At 64.3% G+C, this 20,105-nt stretch carries 16 protein-coding genes; 13 read left to right on the top strand and 3 right to left on the bottom strand.

Features of this window, described 5'->3' with window-relative positions:
- The 9 genes from murD to lpxC all read left to right on the top strand — a co-directional run bounded on the left by murD (nucleotide 1) and on the right by lpxC (nucleotide 10,443).
- The gene (gene murD / locus ACJA3S_RS21170) at nucleotides 1–1,347 is read left to right on the top strand and encodes a UDP-N-acetylmuramoyl-L-alanine--D-glutamate ligase (protein WP_406819886.1); all 1,347 of its coding nucleotides are present in this window, start codon (nucleotides 1–3) and stop codon (nucleotides 1,345–1,347) included.
- Complete coding sequence (ftsW, locus tag ACJA3S_RS21165; protein ID WP_372241534.1) at nucleotides 1,344–2,558, top strand: putative lipid II flippase FtsW; 1,215 nt, start codon at nucleotides 1,344–1,346, stop codon at nucleotides 2,556–2,558. Before murD ends, ftsW begins: the two co-directional genes overlap by 4 nt.
- Entirely contained in the window at nucleotides 2,548–3,627 is a 1,080-nt protein-coding gene (gene murG, locus ACJA3S_RS21160; RefSeq protein ID WP_170032416.1) for an undecaprenyldiphospho-muramoylpentapeptide beta-N-acetylglucosaminyltransferase, read from the top strand. Before ftsW ends, murG begins: the two co-directional genes overlap by 11 nt.
- On the top strand, nucleotides 3,620–5,068 hold the full coding sequence (murC, locus tag ACJA3S_RS21155; protein WP_056801830.1) for a UDP-N-acetylmuramate--L-alanine ligase: 1,449 nt from the start codon (nucleotides 3,620–3,622) through the stop codon (nucleotides 5,066–5,068). The genes murG and murC overlap by 8 nt, the downstream gene beginning before the upstream one ends.
- Entirely contained in the window at nucleotides 5,065–6,021 is a 957-nt protein-coding gene (locus tag ACJA3S_RS21150; RefSeq protein ID WP_406819885.1) for a D-alanine--D-alanine ligase, read from the top strand. Before murC ends, ACJA3S_RS21150 begins: the two co-directional genes overlap by 4 nt.
- A gap of 5 nt (nucleotides 6,022–6,026) precedes the next feature.
- Nucleotides 6,027–6,896, top strand: a complete 870-nt coding sequence (locus ACJA3S_RS21145) for a cell division protein FtsQ/DivIB (RefSeq protein WP_186675142.1) — start codon at nucleotides 6,027–6,029, stop codon at nucleotides 6,894–6,896.
- 14 nt (nucleotides 6,897–6,910) lie between these two features.
- Complete coding sequence (ftsA, locus tag ACJA3S_RS21140; protein ID WP_015271706.1) at nucleotides 6,911–8,167, top strand: cell division protein FtsA; 1,257 nt, start codon at nucleotides 6,911–6,913, stop codon at nucleotides 8,165–8,167.
- Nucleotides 8,168–8,222: 55 nt separating this feature from the next.
- A complete protein-coding gene (gene ftsZ, locus ACJA3S_RS21135; protein ID WP_003251871.1) occupies nucleotides 8,223–9,419 on the top strand; it encodes a cell division protein FtsZ in 1,197 nt (398 codons plus the stop codon).
- Nucleotides 9,420–9,531: 112 nt separating this feature from the next.
- Complete coding sequence (lpxC, locus tag ACJA3S_RS21130) at nucleotides 9,532–10,443, top strand: UDP-3-O-acyl-N-acetylglucosamine deacetylase (RefSeq protein WP_112250319.1); 912 nt, start codon at nucleotides 9,532–9,534, stop codon at nucleotides 10,441–10,443.
- 190 nt (nucleotides 10,444–10,633) lie between these two features.
- Here the strand turns inward: lpxC and ACJA3S_RS21125 are convergent, their stop codons facing one another.
- The gene (locus ACJA3S_RS21125) at nucleotides 10,634–11,089 is read right to left on the bottom strand and encodes a DUF721 domain-containing protein (RefSeq protein ID WP_170034271.1); all 456 of its coding nucleotides are present in this window, start codon (nucleotides 11,087–11,089) and stop codon (nucleotides 10,634–10,636) included.
- A 392-nt stretch (nucleotides 11,090–11,481) separates the two neighbouring features.
- Between ACJA3S_RS21125 and secA the strand changes: the two genes are divergently transcribed.
- The 4 genes from secA to ACJA3S_RS21105 all read left to right on the top strand — a co-directional run bounded on the left by secA (nucleotide 11,482) and on the right by ACJA3S_RS21105 (nucleotide 17,327).
- Nucleotides 11,482–14,217, top strand: coding sequence for a preprotein translocase subunit SecA (secA, locus tag ACJA3S_RS21120; RefSeq protein ID WP_406819884.1), 2,736 nt, complete (start codon nucleotides 11,482–11,484; stop codon nucleotides 14,215–14,217).
- A gap of 178 nt (nucleotides 14,218–14,395) precedes the next feature.
- A complete protein-coding gene (gene argJ, locus ACJA3S_RS21115) occupies nucleotides 14,396–15,613 on the top strand; it encodes a bifunctional glutamate N-acetyltransferase/amino-acid acetyltransferase ArgJ (protein ID WP_406819883.1) in 1,218 nt (405 codons plus the stop codon).
- Between the two features lie 140 nt (nucleotides 15,614–15,753).
- Complete coding sequence (locus ACJA3S_RS21110; protein ID WP_406819882.1) at nucleotides 15,754–16,386, top strand: glutathione S-transferase family protein; 633 nt, start codon at nucleotides 15,754–15,756, stop codon at nucleotides 16,384–16,386.
- The gene (locus ACJA3S_RS21105) at nucleotides 16,383–17,327 is read left to right on the top strand and encodes a Nudix family hydrolase (protein ID WP_406819881.1); all 945 of its coding nucleotides are present in this window, start codon (nucleotides 16,383–16,385) and stop codon (nucleotides 17,325–17,327) included. Before ACJA3S_RS21110 ends, ACJA3S_RS21105 begins: the two co-directional genes overlap by 4 nt.
- A gap of 179 nt (nucleotides 17,328–17,506) precedes the next feature.
- On the opposite strand, the gene ACJA3S_RS21100 is transcribed toward ACJA3S_RS21105, so the two are convergent.
- Together ACJA3S_RS21100 and ACJA3S_RS21095 are read right to left on the bottom strand one after the other, a co-directional pair.
- Nucleotides 17,507–18,073, bottom strand: a complete 567-nt coding sequence (locus ACJA3S_RS21100) for a cob(I)yrinic acid a,c-diamide adenosyltransferase (RefSeq protein ID WP_170032402.1) — start codon at nucleotides 18,071–18,073, stop codon at nucleotides 17,507–17,509.
- Nucleotide 18,074: 1 nt separating this feature from the next.
- Nucleotides 18,075–20,105 (bottom strand): ATP-binding protein, encoded by a 2,031-nt coding sequence (locus tag ACJA3S_RS21095; RefSeq protein WP_406819880.1) that lies wholly within the window; start codon nucleotides 20,103–20,105, stop codon nucleotides 18,075–18,077.

Below are 20,105 nucleotides of genomic sequence, written 5' to 3'. Positions count from 1 at the left end.
GTGTCTTTGATCGCTTCCGACCAATTCCGCATCGTTGTCGGCCTCGGCAAGAGCGGCATGTCCCTGGTTCGCTTCCTGGCGAGCCGGGGCATTGCCTTTGCGGTCGCCGACACCCGCGAGCAACCGCCGGAACTGGACACCCTGCGCCGTGATTACCCGCAGGTGGAAGTGCGCTGTGGTGAACTGGACGTGGACTTCCTGTGCCGTGCCAGCGAGCTGTACGTGAGCCCCGGCCTGGCCCTGGCCACCCCGGCCCTGCAGCAAGCGGCAGCGCGTGGCGTGAAGCTGTCCGGCGACATCGAGTTGTTCGCCCGCCATGCCAAGGCGCCGATCATTGCCATCAGTGGCTCCAATGCCAAGAGCACCGTGACCACCCTGGTCGGCGACATGGCGGCCAAGGCCGGCAAGCGTGTCGCGGTCGGTGGCAACCTCGGTACCCCGGCGCTGGACCTGCTGGGCGACGAGGTCGAGCTGTACGTGCTCGAGTTGTCCAGCTTCCAGCTGGAAACCACCGACCAGCTCAACGCTGAAGTGGCGACCGTGCTGAACATCAGCGAAGACCACATGGACCGCTACAGCGGCCTGCCGGCCTACCACCTGGCCAAGCACCGGATCTTCCGTGGGGCTCGCCAGGTCGTGGTCAATCGCCAGGACGCGCTGAGCCGGCCGCTGCCGGTGGAAGGCCGCCCGTGCTGGACCTTCGGCCTCAACCAGCCGGACTTCAAGGCCTTTGGCCTGCGTGAAGTCGACGGCGAAAAATACCTGGCGTTCGAGTTCCAGCTGCTGATGCCGGTGCGCGAGCTGAGGATTCGTGGCGCCCACAACCAGAGCAACGCGCTGGCCGCCCTGGCCCTGGGCCATGCTGCCGGCCTGCCGTTCGAGCCCATGCTCGAAGCCTTGCGCGAGTTCACCGGGCTGGCCCACCGTTGCCAGTGGGTCCGCGAGCGCAACGGGGTGAACTGGTACGACGATTCCAAGGCCACCAACGTCGGCGCCGCCCTGGCTGCCATCGAAGGCCTGGGCGCCGATATCGAGGGCAAGCTGGTGCTGATTGCCGGTGGTGATGGCAAGGGTGCCGATTTCGCCGCGCTGCGCGAGCCGGTCCAGCGCTTCTGCCGCGCCGTGGTGCTGCTTGGCCGTGACGCCGAGCGCCTGGCCGAAGCCCTCGGCGATGGCGTGCCGCTGCTGCGGGTCAAGACCCTCGACGATGCCGTACAGCAATGCGCCGACCTGGCCCAGGCGGGTGATGCCGTGCTGCTGTCGCCGGCGTGCGCCAGCCTCGACATGTTCCGCAACTTCGAAGAACGCGGGCGCCTGTTCGCCCAGGCGGCAGGAGGTCTTGCATGATCTTCGGCATTCTCAAGCCGTACCCGTCGCCGCTGATCAGCGGCCGGGGCATCGACCTGGACTTCCCGATGCTGGCCGGCTGCCTGGCACTGCTGGGCCTGGGCCTGGTGATGATCACCTCGGCCTCCTCGGAAGTGGCGGCGGTGCAGTCGGGCAACCCGCTTTACCACATGTTCCGCCACCTGGTGTACGTGTTCCTCGGCCTGGTGGCCTGTGGCGCGACCATGATGGTGCCGATCGCCACCTGGCAGCGCATGGGCTTCATGATGCTGCTGGGCGCCTTCGGCTTGCTGGTGCTGGTGCTGGTACCGGGTATCGGTCGTGAAGTGAACGGTTCCATGCGCTGGATCGGTTTCAGCTTCTTCAACGTGCAGCCTTCGGAAATTGCCAAGGTGTTCGTGGTCGTGTACCTGGCCGGCTACCTGGTACGTCGGCAGACCGAAGTGCGTGAAACCTGGATGGGCTTCTTCAAGCCGTTCATCGTGCTGCTGCCCATGGCTGCCCTGTTGCTGATGGAGCCGGACTTCGGCGCCACCGTGGTGATGATGGGCGCGGCGGCGGCCATGCTGTTCCTTGGCGGTGTCGGGCTGTTCCGCTTCAGCCTGATGGTGGTGCTGGCGGTGGTGGCAGTGTTCGTCCTGGTACAGGCCCAGCCTTACCGCATGGCGCGCCTGATCACCTTTACCGACCCGTGGTCCGATCAGTTCGGCTCGGGCTACCAGCTGACCCAGGCGCTGATTGCCTTTGGCCGTGGCGAATGGCTGGGCGTTGGCCTTGGCAACAGCGTGCAAAAGCAATTCTACCTGCCGGAAGCGCACACCGACTTCGTGTTCTCGGTGCTGGCCGAGGAGCTCGGTGTGGTCGGCTCGCTGCTGACCATCGCGCTGTTCGTGTTCGTTACCGTGCGGGCCTTGTATATCGGCCTGTGGGCCGAGAAAGCCAAGCAGTTCTTTGCCGCCTATGTCGCATTCGGGCTGGCCTTCCTGTGGATTGGCCAGTTCCTGATCAACATCGGGGTGAACGTCGGCCTGCTGCCGACCAAGGGCCTGACCCTGCCATTCCTCAGTTATGGCGGTAGCTCGCTGGTGATCTGCTGTGCCTGCGTCGGCCTGTTGCTGCGCATCGAGTGGGAAAGCCGCACGCACCTGGGCAGCGAGGAACATGAATTCAGCGAAAGCGATTTTGCCGAGGAGACCAGTCATGGCCGCTGACGGCAAGAACGTACTGATCATGGCCGGCGGTACCGGTGGCCACGTGTTCCCGGCACTGGCCTGCGCCCGTGAGTTCCAGGCGCGCGGTTACAGCGTGCACTGGCTGGGTACCCCGCGTGGCATCGAGAACGAGCTGGTGCCCCAGGCGGGTCTGCCGTTGCACCTGATCCAGGTCAGCGGCTTGCGCGGCAAGGGCAAGCTGTCATTGCTCAAGGCACCGTTCACCCTGGTCAAGGCCGTGCTGCAGGCCCGGCGCATCATCCGCCAGCTCAAGCCGGTGTGCGTGCTGGGCTTTGGTGGCTACGTGACCGGCCCTGGCGGCGTGGCCGCGCGGCTGTGTGGCGTGCCGCTGGTGATCCACGAGCAGAACGCCCGTGCCGGTACCGCCAATCGGTTGCTGGTGCCACTCTCGGCGCGGGTCTGCGAAGCTTTCCCGAACACCTTCGAGGCCAGCGACAAACGCCGCACCACCGGCAACCCGGTGCGCCCGGAGCTGTTCATGGACGCGCAACGCGCGCCCCTGGCCGAACGCCGTGCCCGCCTGTTGGTGCTCGGCGGCAGCCTGGGTGCGGAACCATTGAACAAATTGTTGCCTAAGGCCCTGTCCGAAGTGCCCGCCGCGCTGCGGCCAGAGGTGTTCCACCAGGCCGGCAAGCAACATGCGCCGATTACCGCCGAGCGTTACCGCGAGGCCGGTGTCGAGGCTCAGGTAGAGCCCTTCATCAAGGACATGGCCCAAGCCTATGGCTGGGCCGACATGGTGGTGTGCCGGGCCGGTGCCCTGACCGTCAGCGAGCTGGCGGCAGCGGGCCTGCCTTCGATGCTGGTGCCGTTGCCCCACGCCATCGACGACCACCAGACCCACAACGCCCAATATCTGGCCCGGGAAGGTGCTGCCTTCCTCATGCCACAAGCGACAACTGGCGCAGCGCAGCTCGCTGAACGCCTGAACGAGGTGCTGATGCAACCCGAGAAACTCAACGTCATGGCAGGCACCGCGCGGCGCCTGGCCAAACCTGCTGCAACCAGCACCGTGGTCGATATCTGCCTGGAGGTGGCCCATGGTTGAGAGCCAGAAAGCCATGCCCCAGCCGAAAATGGGCCGTATCCGCCGTATTCACTTCGTCGGTATCGGCGGCGTGGGCATGTGTGGCATCGCCGAAGTATTGCTGAACCTGGGCTATGAAGTGTCCGGTTCCGACCTCAAAGCCTCGCCGGTGACCGAGCGCCTGGAATCGTTCGGCGCCGAGATCTTCGTCGGGCACCGCGCCGAGAATGCCGCCACCGCCGACGTGCTGGTGGTGTCCAGCGCGATCAACCCGGCCAACCCGGAAGTCGCCACCGCGCTGGAACGGCGCATTCCGGTGGTGCCGCGTGCCGAGATGCTCGCCGAGCTCATGCGTTACCGCCATGGCGTGGCCGTTGCCGGTACCCACGGCAAGACCACTACCACCAGCCTACTGGCCTCGGTATTCGCCGCCGGCGGCCTGGACCCGACCTTCGTCATCGGTGGCCGCCTGACGGCTGCCGGGACCAACGCCCAGCTGGGCACCAGCCGCTACCTGATCGCCGAAGCAGACGAAAGCGACGCCAGCTTCCTGCACCTGCAGCCGATGGTGGCGGTGGTCACCAACATCGACGCCGACCACATGGCGACCTACGAAGGGGACTTCAACAAGCTGAAGAAAACCTTCGTCGAGTTCCTGCACAACCTGCCGTTCTACGGCCTGGCCGTGATGTGCCTGGACGACCCGGTGGTGCGCGAGATCCTGCCGCAGGTCAAGCGCCCGACCGTGACCTACGGCTTCAGCGAAGAAGCCGACGTGCGCGCCATCAATGTGCGCCAGCAGGGCATGCAGACCCATTTCACCGTGCTGCGGCGTGACCGCGAGCCGCTGGAAGTGTCGGTGAACATGCCTGGCAATCACAACGTGCTCAATGCCTTGGCCACCATCGCCATCGCCACTGACGAGGGCATCAGCGACGAGGCCATCGTCCAGGGCCTGTCCGGTTTCCAGGGCGTCGGTCGGCGCTTCCAGGTGTACGGCGAACTGCCGGTAGAAGGCGGCAGCGTGATGCTGGTCGACGACTACGGCCACCACCCGACCGAAGTGGCGGCAGTGATCAAGGCCGTGCGCGGTGGCTGGCCAAGCCGCCGCCTGGTGATCGTCTACCAGCCGCACCGCTACAGCCGCACCCGCGACCTGTACGACGATTTCGTCCAGGTGCTGGGCGATGCCAACGTGCTGCTGCTGATGGAAGTCTACCCGGCAGGCGAAGAGCCGATCCCCGGTGCCGACAGCCGCCAGCTGTGCCACAGCATCCGCCAGCGCGGCAAGCTGGACCCGATCTACATCGAACGTGGCGTCGAGCTGGCGCCACTGGTCAAGCCGCTGCTGCGCGCTGGCGACATCCTGATCTGCCAGGGTGCCGGTGATGTCGGCGGGCTGGCCCCGCAATTGATGAAAAGCCCGCTGTTCGCAGGCGCCAAGCAGGAGAAGTCGAAATGACCAGCGCCTACGCAAAACTGCACTCGACCCTGGACGTCAAGGCGTTCGGCCGCGTCGCGGTGCTCTACGGCGGCAAGAGTGCCGAACGGGAAGTGTCGCTGAAGTCCGGCGCCGCGGTGATCGACGCGCTGACCACCGCTGGTGTCGACGTGGTCGCCATCGACGTGGGTGACGACCTGCTCGAGCGCCTGCAAAGCGAGAAGATCGACCGCGCCTTCATCATCCTCCACGGCCGTGGCGGTGAAGACGGCAGCATGCAAGGCCTGCTCGAGTGCCTGGGCATCCCTTATACCGGCAGTGGCATCCTTGCCTCGGCGCTGGCCATGGACAAGTTGCGCACCAAGCAGGTGTGGCAGAGCCTGGGTATTCCAACCCCGCGCCACGCGGTGCTGGGCAGCGAACACGATTGCGTTGCCGCCGGCACTGAACTGGGCTTCCCCTTGATCGTCAAACCGGCCCATGAAGGTTCGAGTATCGGCATGGCCAAGGTGAACAGCGTGGAAGAGCTGGTCGCCGCCTGGAAAGATGCCGCCAAGTACGATTCGCAAGTCCTGGTCGAGCAATGGATCCACGGCCCGGAGTTCACCGTCGCGGTATTGCGCGGCCAGGTGTTGCCGCCGATCGCCCTGGGTACGCCGCACGTGTTCTACGACTACGACGCCAAGTACATCGCCAACGATACCCAGTACCGCATTCCGTGCGGCCTGGACAGTGTCAAGGAACAGGAACTGATCGACCTGACCGCGCGCGCCTGCGATGCCATCGGCATCGAAGGTTGGGGGCGGCTGGACGTGATGCAGGACGAGCAGGGCCGGTTCTGGCTGCTCGAAGTCAACACCGCACCCGGCATGACCGACCATAGCCTGGTGCCCATGGCGGCCCGCGCGGCCGGCCTGGACTTCCAGCAACTGGTGCTGGCGATCCTGGCCGAAAGCGTGGCGACGCGAGGTTAACAACCATGCAAGGCGCGATGATACGTCAGCAGCAACCCGTTACCGGCCGTAGCAAGCCGGTGCCGCGTGGTGCCAGCCGGCTGGTGGCCGACGAGCCCGTATCGGCGCGCCTGCCGCGGCCCAGCCTGGGCGGCCTCAAGCGCCTGCTGTGGCCGGTGGTGCTGGTGGCGGCCGGCTTTGGTGCCTATGAAGGCGCCATTCGGCTGATGCCGTACGCCGACCGGCCGATCACCAAGATCGACGTGCAGGGCGACCTCAGCTACATCAGCCAGCAGTCGGTGCAGCAACGCATTGCGCCCTACGTCGCGGCGAGCTTCTTCAGTGTCGACCTGCCGGCGATGCGTGCCGAGCTCGAGCAGATGCCGTGGATCGCCCATGCCGAAGTGCGCCGGGTGTGGCCCGACGAGGTGGTGATCCACCTGGAAGAACAGTTGCCGGTAGCTCGCTGGGGTGACGAGGCCCTGCTCAACAACCAGGGCCAGGCCTTCACCCCGCGCGAACTGGCCAACTACGAGCACCTGCCGCAACTGGCCGGGCCGCAGCGTGCGCAGCAACAAGTCATGCAGCAGTATCAGGTATTGAGCCAGATGCTGCGCCCCTTGGGCTTTTCCATCGCTCGCCTGGAGCTGCGCGAGCGAGGCAGCTGGTTCCTGACTACCGGTGCGAGCAGCGCCGGGCCGGGTATCGAGCTGCTGCTGGGGCGCGACCATCTGGTGGAGAAGATGCGCCGTTTCATTGCCATTTACGACAAGACGCTTAAAGAGCAGATCACCAACATCGCCCGCATCGATCTGCGATACGCCAACGGACTTGCCGTTGGATGGCGGGAACCGATTGCACCGACGACGGCCCAACCCGCCGTTGCGAAGAATTAGAGAGAGGCAGGACCATGGCAAACGCGCATAGCGGCAAAATGATCGTCGGGCTGGACATCGGCACCTCCAAGGTGGTGGCGCTGGTGGGCGAAGTGGGCGAGGACGGCACCCTGGAAATCGTCGGGATTGGTACCCATCCGTCCCGCGGCCTGAAAAAAGGCGTGGTGGTGAACATCGAGTCCACCGTGCAGTCGATCCAGCGCGCTGTCGAAGAAGCGCAGCTGATGGCCGGCTGCCGCATCCACTCGGCATTCGTCGGCGTGGCCGGCAACCACATCCGCAGCCTGAACTCCCACGGCATCGTCGCCATCCGCGACCGCGAAGTCAGCCTGGCCGACCTGGAGCGCGTGCTCGATGCCGCCCAGGCCGTGGCCATCCCGGCCGACCAGCGGGTGCTGCACACCCTGCCGCAGGACTACGTGATCGACAACCAGGAAGGCGTGCGCGAGCCGCTGGGCATGTCTGGCGTACGCCTGGAAGCCAAGGTCCACGTGGTCACTTGCGCGGTCAACGCGGCGCAGAACATCGAGAAGTGCGTACGCCGCTGCGGCCTGGAGATCGACGACATCATCCTCGAGCAGCTGGCCTCGGCCTATTCGGTGCTGACCGACGATGAAAAAGAGCTGGGCGTGTGCCTGGTCGACATCGGTGGCGGCACCACCGACATCGCCATCTTTACCGAGGGCGCGATCCGTCACACCGCGGTGATCCCGATCGCTGGCGACCAGGTGACCAACGATATCGCCATGGCCCTGCGTACGCCGACCCAGTACGCCGAAGAAATCAAGATCCGCTACGCCTGTGCCCTGGCCAAGCTGGCCGGTGCCGGCGAGACCATCAAGGTGCCGAGCGTGGGCGACCGCCCACCGCGCGAGCTGTCGCGCCAGGCCCTGGCCGAAGTGGTGGAGCCGCGTTACGACGAGCTCTTCACCCTGATCCAGGCCGAGCTGCGCCGCAGCGGCTACGAGGACCTGGTGCCGGCCGGCATCGTCCTTACCGGCGGCACCGCGAAGATGGAAGGCGCCGTGGAACTGGCCGAGGAAATCTTCCACATGCCGGTACGCCTGGGTGTACCGCACAGCGTTCGGGGGCTGAGCGACGTGGTTCGCAACCCGATCTATTCCACCGGCGTGGGCTTGCTCACCTACGGCCTGCAGAAGCAGACCGAAGACCTGCCCCTGACCGGTAACAGCAGCAACAACAGCTATGGCGATGAACCGAAGGCCCCGGTGCTTGAACGCTTCAAGCGCTGGGTCCAGGGCAACTTCTAAGTTTCAAAGCAGTAGTGGTAGGCGCGACAACTAGAGAACTGTAAGGAGAGGGAAAATGTTCGAGCTCGTAGACAACGTCCCGCAAAGCCCGGTCATCAAGGTGATCGGCGTTGGCGGTGGTGGCGGCAACGCCGTCAACCACATGGTCAAGAGCAGCATCGAAGGCGTGGAATTCATCTGCGCCAACACCGATGCCCAGGCGCTGAAAAACATCGGCGCGCGCACCATCCTGCAATTGGGCACTGGCGTGACCAAGGGCCTGGGTGCCGGTGCCAACCCGGAAGTCGGCCGCCAGGCCGCGCTGGAAGACCGTGAGCGCATCGCTGAAGTGCTGCAGGGCACCAACATGGTGTTCATCACCACTGGCATGGGCGGCGGTACCGGTACCGGTGCTGCGCCGATCATCGCCGAAGTGGCCAAGGAAATGGGCATTCTCACCGTTGCCGTGGTGACCCGTCCGTTCCCGTTCGAAGGCCGCAAGCGCATGCAGATCGCCGATGAAGGCATCCGCATGCTGGCCGAAAGCGTCGACTCGCTGATCACCATCCCGAACGAGAAGCTGCTGACCATCCTGGGCAAGGATGCCAGCCTGCTGTCCGCCTTCGCCAAGGCTGACGACGTACTCGCCGGTGCGGTGCGCGGTATTTCCGACATCATCAAGCGCCCGGGCATGATCAACGTCGACTTCGCCGACGTGCGCACCGTGATGGGTGAAATGGGCATGGCCATGATGGGTACCGGCTGCGCCAGCGGCCCGAACCGTGCGCGTGAAGCGACCGAGGCGGCCATCCGCAACCCGCTGCTGGAAGACGTCAACCTGCAGGGCGCCCGCGGCATCCTGGTGAACATCACCGCCGGCCCGGACCTGTCGCTGGGTGAGTACTCCGACGTGGGTAGCATCATCGAAGCCTTCGCCTCCGACCACGCCATGGTCAAGGTCGGCACCGTGATCGACCCGGACATGCGTGACGAGCTGCACGTGACTGTAGTGGCCACTGGCCTGGGCGCGCGCATCGAGAAGCCTGTGAAAGTGGTCGACAATACCCTGCAGACTGCCCAGCAGGCGTATGAAGCGTCCAACCCGGCGCCGGTTCGCCAGGAGCAGCCTGCAGTCAACTACCGTGACCTGGAGCGCCCGACCGTGATGCGCAACCAGGCCCATGCAGGCGCTGCTGCAGCGGCTAAACTCAACCCGCAGGATGACCTGGACTACCTCGATATCCCGGCATTCCTGCGTCGCCAGGCTGATTAATGGAATTTATCAGGGGTATAAAGGTGATTGGTATTCATCAAAGGTTGGGTCTGTTATCATCCCCAGCCTTTGTTGATACCTGTTCGCAATTTGCGCTGAAGCGGCCAATGCCATGATTAAACAACGCACCCTGAAGAATACCATCCGTGCCACAGGTGTCGGTCTGCACTCCGGGGAGAAGGTATACCTGACCCTCAAGCCTGCACCTGTTGACACCGGCATCGTCTTCCGCCGCGCCGACCTCGACCCTGTGGTCGAAATCCCGGCGCGCGCGGCCAACGTCGGCGAGACAACCATGTCGACGACGCTGGTCAACGGTGACGTCAAGGTCGATACGGTCGAGCACCTGCTCTCCGCCATGGCGGGCCTGGGCATCGATAACGCCTACGTCGAGCTCTCCGCCTCGGAAGTGCCGATCATGGATGGCAGCGCCGGACCCTTTGTATTCCTGATTCAGTCTGCCGGCCTGGAAGAGCAGGACGCAGCCAAGAAGTTCATCCGCATCCTGCGCGAGGTTACCGTGGAAGAGGGCGACAAGCGCGCCACTTTCCTGCCTTTCGACGGGTTCAAGGTGAGCTTCGAGATCGACTTCGATCACCCGGTGCTTCGCAACCGGACCCAGAGCGCCAGCGTCGACTTTTCCAGCACCTCGTTCGTGAAGGAAGTCAGCCGCGCGCGTACTTTCGGTTTCATGCGTGACATCGAATACCTGCGCAAGCACAACCTTGCGCTGGGTGGCAGTGTCGAGAACGCCATCGTGGTCGATGAGGACGGCGTGCTCAACGAAGACGGCCTTCGTTACGAAGACGAATTCGTCAAGCACAAGATCCTCGACGCCATCGGCGACCTCTACCTGCTGGGCAACAGCCTGATCGGCGAGTTCAAGGGCTTCAAGTCCGGCCACGCGCTGAACAACCAGCTGTTGCGCAAGCTGATTGCCGAAACCGATGCCTGGGAAGTGGTCACCTTCGAAGATGCCAGCACGGCACCGATCTCGTACATGCGCCCTGTTGCGGCCGTGTAAGTTCGAACACTCTCTAGTTCATTAAGGCCACCTTCGGGTGGCCTTTTTTATGGCTGGCGCATTTTGCCCGGCAGGTCCGGCCATTCGCGGGCACGCCCGCTCCCACAGGGTGCTCACCGCCTCTGGAGCGGCGCAGGACCTGTGGGAGCGGGCGTGCCCGCGAATGGACTGCGCAGCAGTCCCGAAGGTGTCAGCGCTTGTCCTGGGCGTGAGCTGCCAGCCTTTCCAGCGCTGCGCGCAGCTTGGGGTCAGTGATGCCCTCGGCGGTATCGCGCAGGCTTTCGGCTGCGTTATTGGACAGTTCCGCAGCATGGCCACCACGCTTGGCTGGCACCAGCGGGGGTTGGACCTTGTACAGGATGCGCCTGAGGTTGGCGAATGCCTCCATGCCCTGTAACGCCGACATCAGGCGTTTTTGCTGATAGCGCAGGCGGGTCGCCCAATGGCCGTCGGTTACCACCAGCAACAAGGTACCATCGCGCCACGACGCCACATGGCAGTGCTCGCGGGCGGCCGGTTGCAGCTGGCTTTCCAGCAGGCGTTGCAGGTGCTCCAGGCGTTCGGCCTGGTTCAGCAGCAGGCGCAGCGGGCGCACCTGGCGCAGCAGGGCCGAGGGCGGCTGGGCGGGGGAGGGTTTGTAGGCCATGGGGGTACGCATGAGGTTACATGGTCCGCAGTCTAACATCTCTATGGCCTGAACCGGCCTCTTCGCGGGCTTGCCCGCTCCCACAGGCATTACACGACACTTTGAGCTCTGTGGTGATCCTGTGGGAGCGGGCAAGCCCGCGAAAAGGCCGGTTCAGGCTATACAAGCCAAGAGTCATTCTCGACACCTTTCATCTTGCCGAACCTTGAACTCAGGGAAAATGCCCCTATCTAAAACCAGCCCCCGCCAAAACGCTGTACAAGCATCGTGGCAATCCACCACTTTCCTCACCATCGTTTCCGGGTAGAATGCTCGTTCGCATGCGGCCTCAGGGCTGCACGGGCGACTCATGGGGCCGCCCTCCATCCCTACGTGTGGAAGATCCTGCCGATATGTTTGCGCCTTTGTTAAAGAAACTTTTTGGAAGCAAGAACGAGCGTGAAGTCAAACGCATGCTCAAGACGGTGAACATCGTCAATGCTCTCGAAGAGAAGATGGTGGCCCTCTCCGACGAGCAACTGCGGGGCAAGACCGCAGAGTTCAAGGAGCGCCTGGCCAAAGGCGAGACACTGGACCAGTTGCTGCCGGAAGCCTTCGCCGTGGCCCGTGAGGCCGGCAAGCGCGTGATGGGCATGCGCCACTTCGACGTGCAGCTGATTGGCGGCATGACCCTGCACGAGGGCATGATCGCAGAAATGCGTACCGGTGAAGGCAAGACCTTGGTCGGTACCCTGGCCGTGTACCTCAACGCATTGTCGGGCAAGGGCGTGCACGTGGTCACCGTCAACGACTACCTGGCCCGCCGTGACGCCAACTGGATGCGCCCGCTGTACGAGTTCCTCGGCCTGTCCGTGGGCATCGTTTCGGCCTTCCAGCCGCCGGAAGAAAAGCGCGCGGCCTACGCGGCCGACATCACCTACGGCACCAACAACGAATTCGGCTTCGACTATCTGCGCGACAACATGGCGTTCAGCCAGGAAGAGAAGTTCCAGCGTGAACTGAACTTCGCCGTGATCGACGAAGTGGACTCCATCCTCATCGACGAAGCGCGTACCCCGCTGATCATTTCCGGGCAGGCCGAGGACAGCTCCAAGCTGTACATCGAGATCAACCGCCTGATTCCGCGCCTGAAGCAGCATATCGAGGAAGTGGAAGGCCAGGTCACCCAGGAAGGCCACTTCACCATCGACGAGAAGAGCCGCCAGGTCGAACTGAACGAAGCCGGTCACCAGTTCATCGAAGAGATGCTCACCCAGGCCGGCCTGCTGGCCGAGGGCGAGAGCCTGTACTCGGCGCACAACCTGAGCCTGCTGACCCACGTCTATGCCGGCCTGCGCGCGCACAAGCTGTTCCACCGCAACATCGAATACATCGTCCAGGACGGCCAGGTCCTGCTGATCGACGAGCACACCGGCCGTACCATGCCGGGCCGTCGTCTGTCCGAAGGCCTGCACCAGGCCATCGAAGCGAAAGAGAACCTGAACATCCAGGCCGAGAGCCAGACCCTGGCTTCGACCACCTTCCAGAACTACTTCCGCCTGTACACCAAGCTGTCCGGCATGACCGGTACCGCCGACACCGAAGCGTTCGAGTTCCAGTCGATCTACGGCCTCAACGTGATGGTCATTCCGCCGAACAAGCCGTTGGCGCGCAAGGACTTCAACGACCTGGTGTACCTGACTGCCGACGAGAAATACGCCGCGATCATCGCCGACATCAAGGAAAGCATGAAGCAGGGCCGCCCGGTGCTGGTCGGTACGGCGACCATCGAAACGTCGGAGCACATGTCCAACCTCCTGAAAAAGGAAGGTATCGAGCACAAGGTGCTCAACGCCAAGTACCACGAGAAGGAAGCCGAGATCATCGCCCAGGCGGGTGCGCCAGGTGCGCTGACCATCGCCACCAACATGGCCGGCCGTGGTACCGACATCCTGCTGGGCGGTAACTGGGAGGCCGAAGTGGCCGCCCTGGAAAACCCCACCGCCGAGCAGATCGCCCAGATCAAGGCCGACTGGCAGAAGCGCCACCAGCAGGTGATCGAGTCGGGTGGCCTGCATGTGATTGCCTCCGAGCGCCACGAGTCGCGCCGTATCGACAACCAGCTGCGTGGCCGTTCCGGCCGTCAGGGTGACCCGGGTTCCAGCCGCTTCTACCTGTCGCTGGAAGACAGCCTGATGCGTATCTTCGCCTCTGACCGGGTGAAGAACTTCATGAAGGCGCTGGGCATGCAGTCGGGCGAAGCGATCGAACACCGCATGGTCACCAACGCCATCGAGAAGGCCCAGCGCAAGGTCGAAGGCCGCAACTTCGACATCCGCAAGCAATTGCTCGAATACGACGACGTGGCCAACGAGCAGCGCAAGGTGATCTACCACATGCGCAACAGCCTGCTGGCCGCCGAGAACATCGGCGACACCATCGTCGAATTCCGCAAGGAAGTGCTGGACGCTACCATCAGCCAGCACATTCCGCCGCAGTCGCTGCCCGAGCAGTGGGACGTGGCCGGCCTGGAAGCTTCGCTGGCCAGCGATTTCGCCATCAAGCTGCCGATCCAGCAGTGGCTCGACGAGGACGATCACCTCTACGAGGAAACCCTGCGCGAGAAGCTGCTGAACGAAATCACCAGCGCTTATACCGAGAAGGAAGACCAGGCCGGTATCGAAGCCCTGCGTACCTTCGAGAAGCAGATCCTGCTGCGCGTGCTGGACGACCTGTGGAAAGACCACCTGTCGACCATGGACCACCTGCGTCACGGTATCCACCTGCGTGGTTATGCGCAGAAGAACCCGAAGCAGGAGTACAAGCGCGAGTCCTTCAGCCTGTTCCAGGAGCTGCTCGAGTCGATCAAGCGCGACACCATCCGCGTGCTGTCGCACGTTCAGGTGCGCCGCGAAGACCCGGCCGAAGAGGAAGCCCGCCTGCGCCGCGAGGCCGAGGAACTGGCCAGCCGCATGCAGTTCCAGCACGCCGCTGCGCCGGGCCTGGAAAGCGAGCAACTGAGCGAAGAGGGCGTCGAAGTGGCGGTTGCCTCGGCGCCGGTACGCAACGACCAGAAGCTGGGCCGCAACGAGCCGTGCTGGTGTGGTTCGGGCAAGAAGTTCAAGCATTGCCACGGGCAGATCGAATGATCTGACCAAGCTGTTGTAACCTGAAACATCCGGGGGCCGCTTTGCGGCCCTTCGCGACACAAGGCCGCTCCTGCAGGGAATTGCGTAACCCCTGCAGGAGCGGCCTTGTGTCGCGATGGGGCGCGAAGCGGCCCCGCTCTTCCATTACCTGTTCACCGTATTTTCTAGGAGCGCTCTAATGGCTGTTGGTCTTGGTCCTTTGCCCACCCTGCACCCGGTACCGGGTTTTGAACTCGGTATCGCTTCTGCCGGTATCAAGCGCCCGGGGCGCAAGGATGTGGTGGTCATGCGCTGTGCCGAAGGTTCCAGCGTGGCGGGGGTGTTCACCCTCAATGCCTTCTGCGCAGCGCCAGTGATCCTCTCCAAGCAGCGTGTACAGGGCACCGTGCGCTACCTGCTGACCAACACCGGCAACGCCAACGCCGGTACCGGCGCGCCAGGCCTGGCTGCTGCCGAGCGCACCTGCGCCAAACTGGCCGAGCTGGCCGGTGTACCAGCCGAGTCGGTACTGCCGTTCTCCACCGGCGTGATCGGCGAACCGCTGCCGGTCGAGAAGATCGAAGGCGCGTTGCAGGCCGCCCTCGACAACCTCTCGGAAAACCACTGGGCCGAAGCCGCCACCGGCATCATGACCACCGACACCCTGCCCAAGGGCGCCAGCCGCCAGTTTCAGCACGATGGCGTGACCGTTACCGTGACTGGCATCAGCAAGGGTGCCGGCATGATCCGCCCGAACATGGCCACCATGCTCGGCTACATTGCCACTGACGCCAAGGTTGCCCCGGCGGTGCTCAAGGACCTGATCCTCGACGGCGCCAACAAGTCGTTCAACCGCATCACCATCGATGGCGATACCTCGACCAACGACTGCTGCATGCTGATCGCCACCGGCAAGGCCAACCTGCCGGAAGTCAGCGAAGCCAGCGGCGCACTGTTCGAAGCGCTGAAGAAAGCCGTGTTCGAAGTGTGCATGGAAGTGGCCCAGGCCATCGTCCGTGACGGCGAAGGTGCCACCAAGTTCGTGACCGTGCAGGTCAACGGCGGCAGCAACCACCAGGAATGCCTGGATGTCGGTTACGCCGTGGCCCACTCGCCGCTGATCAAGACCGCGCTGTTCGCCTCCGACCCGAACTGGGGTCGCATCCTTGCCGCTGTCGGCCGTGCTGGCGTGCCGGAGCTGGATGTGAACCTGATCGACGTGTACCTGGACAACGTCTGCATCGCCAGCAAAGGCGGGCGCAGCCCGAGCTACACCGAAGCACAGGGTTCGGCGGTGATGGCCCAGGAAGAGATCACCATCCGTATCGAGCTTGGCCGTGGCCAGTGCAGCGAAACCATCTGGACCACCGACCTGTCCCACGAGTACGTGAAGATCAACGCCGAATACCGTACCTGATGTAAATGGGGCCGCTGTGCGGCCCTTTCGCGACACAAGGCCGCTCCTACAAGCGCTGGCGATCTCCTGTAGGAGCGGCCTTGCGTCGCGATGGGCTGCAACGCAGCCCGAAAAAATCCCAAACCGAATGGAGCCGAACCATGAGCTATCACCTGATCATCGGCGACAAGCTGTATTCCTCCTGGTCGCTGCGCGGCGCGCTGGCCCTCGAACTGGCTGGCGTGCCCTACGAAGAAACCCTGATCAAACTCAACCAGCCTGACACCCGTCAGCGCATCCTGGCCTTCTCCGCCACCGGCAAGGTGCCGCTGCTCAAGACCGAGCACGGGGTGATCGCCGACTCGCTGGCTATCGCCGAATACCTCAACGAGCGCCACCCCGAGGCCCAGCTGTGGCCGGCTGACGTGGCGGCCCGGGCCCAGGCCCGCTCGGCCTGCGCGCAGATGCACAGCGGCTTCCTCGCCCTGCGCAGTGCCATGCCGTTCGACCTGTCGCGCGACCAGGCGCTGGACAGCGTGCCGCTGGAGGTACAAATCGATATCGACCGTATCGTTGCGCTGTGGTCCGAATGCCGCCTGGTGGCCAAGGACAGCGGCCCGTTCCTGTTCGGCAAGCCGAGCGTGGCCGATGCCTTCTTCGCCCCGGTGGCCGTGCGCCTGCGCACCTACCGCGTGGAAGTGCCTGCCGAGGCGGCGGCCTATATCGAGACCATTTATCAGTGGCCGGCCTTCCAGGCCTGGCAACGGGCAGGCCTGGCGGAGCGTGAAGGGTGAAACGGATTCATGTTGTAGCAGCCGTCATTCGCGGCAGCGATGGCCGCATCCTGATCGCGCGCCGTGCCGATACCCAGCACCAAGGTGGCCTGTGGGAGTTCCCCGGTGGCAAGGTGGAGGCGGGCGAGGGCGTCGAAGCGGCGCTGGCCCGTGAGCTGCGCGAAGAGCTGGGCATCGAGGTAAGCCGTTCGCGCGCGCTGATCAAGGTCAGCCACGATTACCCGGACAAGCAGGTGCTGCTGGATGTCCGTGAGGTCGAGGCGTTTACCGGTGAACCGCATGGCGCCGAGGGCCAGCCGCTGGCTTGGGTTGCCCCGCGTGATTTGCCGCAATACCAATTCCCCGAGGCCAACAAGCCGATCGTTGCCGCCGCGCGCCTGCCGGACCAGTACCTGATTACCCCGGATGGCCTGGAAGTGCCGCAACTGCTCAAGGGGATCCAGAAGGCGGTGGCCGGCGGCATGCGCCTGATCCAGCTGCGTGCCCCGGACATGTACGACCCCAAGTACCGCGACGTGGCGGTGGACGCGGTCGGGCTGTGCGCGGGCAAGGCACAGCTGATGCTCAAGGGGCCGCTGGAATGGCTGGGTGACTTCCCTGCGGCGGGTTGGCACCTGACCGCCGCGCAATTGCGCAAGTATGCGCCCAATGGCCGGCCGTTCCCCCGTGAGCGTTGGCTGGCTGCTTCCTGCCATAGCGCTGAAGAGCTGGCGCTGGCGGAACAGATGGGTGTCGACTTCGTGACCTTGTCGCCAGTACAGGCAACCCAGACTCACCCTGACGCCGTGCCGCTGGGGTGGGATGAAGCGCAGCGGATGGTTGCCGGGTTCAACAAGCCGGTCTACCTGCTGGGCGGGGTCGGGCCAGGTGAGCGGGAGCAGGCCTGGGCTGCTGGGGCGCAGGGTGTGGCCGGGATCCGGGCGTTCTGGCCGGAGATTTGAGTCGCCGGTAACTGGGGCCGCTGTGCGGCCCATCGCGACACAAGGCCGCTCCTACAGGGGATACGCGATTGGTCGAGGATGCAGCGGTGTCGCGATGGGCTACAGGGATACGCGATTGGTGCGGTTCCTGTGTAGGAGCGGCCTTGTGTCGCGATGGGCTGCAAGGCAGCCCCAGCATCTCAGCCTTCAGACTTGGCAGCAGGCTGCCACAACACCTCGGCAACCCCCTGCCGTCGCCCGATGATCCGCGCCGCCACGAACAGCAGATCGGATAGCCGGTTGATATACGCTAACCCAACCCCCGCCAAAGGCTCCACGGCATTCAGATGCTGACACCGCCGCTCGGCACTGCGCGCCAGGCTGCGGCATACATGCGCCTGCGCCACCAGCGCCGAGCCACTGGGCAAGATGAAGTTCTTCAGCGGCCCCAGCTCTTCATTCCACACATCGATAGCCGCCTCCAGGCGTTCCACCTCCGCAAGGTCCAGCGCCTGGTAGCTGGGCATGGCCAGCTCACCGCCCAGGTCGAACAAACGGTGCTGGCAGGGCGCCAGCACCTGGCTCACTTCGTCCAGCCCTTGTTCGGCCAGCCCTGCCAGCAGCAACCCCAACTGGCTGTTCAGGCTGTCCACCTCGCCGATCGCCTCGATCCGTGGGTGGTCCTTGGGTACCCGGCGACCGTCGCCGAGCCCGGTCTCGCCCTTGTCGCCAGTGCGCGTGTAGATCTTCGACAGGCGATAGCCCATGTCATGCCTCCGGTTTGGCCGGCGCCGTCGCGGCCGGCTGGGCAAGGGGCAGGCGCAGGGTGAAGCAGGTGCCCTGGCCGGGCGTGGACTGCACTTCCATCTGCCCCTTGTGGTTGTTGGTGATGATGAAGTACGAAACCGACAGGCCCAGCCCGGTACCCTGGCCGATTTCCTTGGTGGTGAAGAACGGTTCGAAGGTACGCTTGCGCACCCCCTCGGGCATGCCGATGCCGTTGTCCTCGACCTGGATTTCCGCCCATGGCGGGTTCAGCCGGGTGCGCAGGGTGATGCGCCCGGGCTCGCTCGGCTGTGGCCGTTGGTGGATAGCCTGGGCGGCGTTCTTCAGCAGGTTGAGCAGCACTTGCTCCAGCTCGTTGGCGGTGCAAGGCACCGGGCCCAGTTCGGGGTCGAACTGGCGCACGATGGCGGTGCCCTTGAAGTCGAAGCCAATGGCCAGGTCGAAATCGTTGCCGGCAATCTCCAGCGCCTGGTCGATCAGCGCCGGCAGGTCGCACGGCGCCAGCTGGCGGTTGCTGCGGCGGCTGAAGCTGAGCATGTGGGTAACGATCTTCGCCGCCCGGGCACCGGCCTGCTGGATGCCGTCGAGCAATTGCGGTACATCGCGGCTTTCCAGATAGCGGTTGACCGTAGCCAGATCGATGCCCAGCTCTTCGGCCTGCTCGAGGTTGCGTGGCAGCTCTGGCGACAGGCGTCGGCGGATGTTCTGCACGTTATGCAGGATCGCGCCCAGCGGGTTGTTGATCTCGTGGGCCATGCCGGCGGCCAGGCCACCGACCGAAAGCATTTTTTCCGATTGCACCATCATTTCTTCCAGCGACAGGCGCTGGGTGATGTCGTCGATGCGGATGACCACGCCACGGCCACCGCCGCCGGTCAGCGGGTAGAAGGTCAGGGCGTAGTGGCGCAGGTCGTCGCCCTTGGGCCAGGTGACCCGCTCGATCTTCGCCACCCGGTGCTTTTCCACGGTTTCCTTCAGTTGCGGCAGGAACGGCTTGAGCGGTTCGAAGGCAATGAAGATCGGCTGGTTCAGCGCCTCGTCCAGCGGCGTGCCGGAAAGCACCGTGGCTTCGTGGTTCCACTGGGTCACGTAGAGCTGTTCGTCGAGGGCGATCAGCGCCGAGGGCATCGAGTCGATGATGCTGTTGAGGTAGTTCTGGAAACCGGTGAGCTTCTTCTCGATCTTGCTGCGCACCTGCACTTCCAGCTCCAGCTTGCGGTTGGTGTGGCGGGTTTCCTCGGCCAGGCCCTGGGCCTGGTCATAGGCTTCCTGGAACTCGTCGCGGGTGCGCTTGAGTTGCTGTTCGCGGGCTTCGATGCGTGACAGCATGGTGTTGAACGCTTCGGCCAGGCTGCCGATTTCGTCGTCATTGCCGCGCTGGGCACGCAGGGCGTAGCTTTCTTCGCGGGTGACCTGGCGGCTGAGTTCCTCGAGCTGGTTGATCGGCTGGGTGATCAGGCGTTTGATCTGCCGGGCAATGAAGATCCACAGCAGGATGCTGAACACCAGGATGGCCAGGCTGGCGCTGAGGGTGCCGGTGTAGAAGGCGGTAGGCAGTTCGCTGCTGGCCACCAGCAGCAGATGGGCTGGCGGGTTGGCCTCGCGTGGCATGCGGATCAGCTGGGTGCTGCGAAACTCCATCAGGCGCCAGCCATCGATGTTGCGAAAACGCTTGGGCAGGGCCAGCGGCTCGCCATGCTGCAGCTGCGCCAGCATGCGGCCGTCGCCACCGTAGACGGCGGCGGCGCGCAGTGGCGTGTAGCTGTCCAGCTCCTTGAGCAGGGCGCTGGCGGCGTCCGGGTTGTCGCCGGCGCGAGCGGCCAGCTGCGGGTTGGCCACCAGCCGGCCGATGGTGTGCAGCGCCTGTGGTGCCATGCTCTCCTGGGTGATCCAGTAGGCGGCGCTGATGAAGGTGAGGTTGGCCACCAGCAGGATGGTCACCAGCAGTACCAGCAGGGCCGCCAGCAGCTTCTGCCCGACCGGGAGGTTTTCCAGGCGTTGGCGCAGGGTCAT

The sequence above is a fragment of the Pseudomonas sp. KnCO4 genome (assembly GCF_045344305.1).
GTDB classification, from domain to species: domain Bacteria; phylum Pseudomonadota; class Gammaproteobacteria; order Pseudomonadales; family Pseudomonadaceae; genus Aquipseudomonas; species Aquipseudomonas anuradhapurensis.
This window is presented reverse-complemented; position numbering and strand designations above follow the sequence as displayed.

What these genes read in the sequence shown, in the direction of transcription:
- ftsW (WP_372241534.1), top strand. Translation starts at nt 1,344, where the DNA reads ATGATCTTCGGCATTCTCAAGCCGTACCCGTCGCCGCTGATCAGCGGC.
- murG (WP_170032416.1), top strand. Translation starts at nt 2,548, where the DNA reads ATGGCCGCTGACGGCAAGAACGTACTGATCATGGCCGGCGGTACCGGT.
- murC (WP_056801830.1), top strand. Translation starts at nt 3,620, where the DNA reads ATGGTTGAGAGCCAGAAAGCCATGCCCCAGCCGAAAATGGGCCGTATC.
- ACJA3S_RS21150 (WP_406819885.1), top strand. Translation starts at nt 5,065, where the DNA reads ATGACCAGCGCCTACGCAAAACTGCACTCGACCCTGGACGTCAAGGCG.
- ACJA3S_RS21145 (WP_186675142.1), top strand. Translation starts at nt 6,027, where the DNA reads ATGCAAGGCGCGATGATACGTCAGCAGCAACCCGTTACCGGCCGTAGC.
- ftsA (WP_015271706.1), top strand. Translation starts at nt 6,911, where the DNA reads ATGGCAAACGCGCATAGCGGCAAAATGATCGTCGGGCTGGACATCGGC.
- ftsZ (WP_003251871.1), top strand. Translation starts at nt 8,223, where the DNA reads ATGTTCGAGCTCGTAGACAACGTCCCGCAAAGCCCGGTCATCAAGGTG.
- lpxC (WP_112250319.1), top strand. Translation starts at nt 9,532, where the DNA reads ATGATTAAACAACGCACCCTGAAGAATACCATCCGTGCCACAGGTGTC.
- ACJA3S_RS21125 (WP_170034271.1), bottom strand. Translation starts at nt 11,089, where the DNA reads ATGGCCTACAAACCCTCCCCCGCCCAGCCGCCCTCGGCCCTGCTGCGC.
- secA (WP_406819884.1), top strand. Translation starts at nt 11,482, where the DNA reads ATGTTTGCGCCTTTGTTAAAGAAACTTTTTGGAAGCAAGAACGAGCGT.
- argJ (WP_406819883.1), top strand. Translation starts at nt 14,396, where the DNA reads ATGGCTGTTGGTCTTGGTCCTTTGCCCACCCTGCACCCGGTACCGGGT.
- ACJA3S_RS21110 (WP_406819882.1), top strand. Translation starts at nt 15,754, where the DNA reads ATGAGCTATCACCTGATCATCGGCGACAAGCTGTATTCCTCCTGGTCG.
- ACJA3S_RS21100 (WP_170032402.1), bottom strand. Translation starts at nt 18,073, where the DNA reads ATGGGCTATCGCCTGTCGAAGATCTACACGCGCACTGGCGACAAGGGC.
- ACJA3S_RS21095 (WP_406819880.1), bottom strand. Translation starts at nt 20,105, where the DNA reads ATGACCCTGCGCCAACGCCTGGAAAACCTCCCGGTCGGGCAGAAGCTG.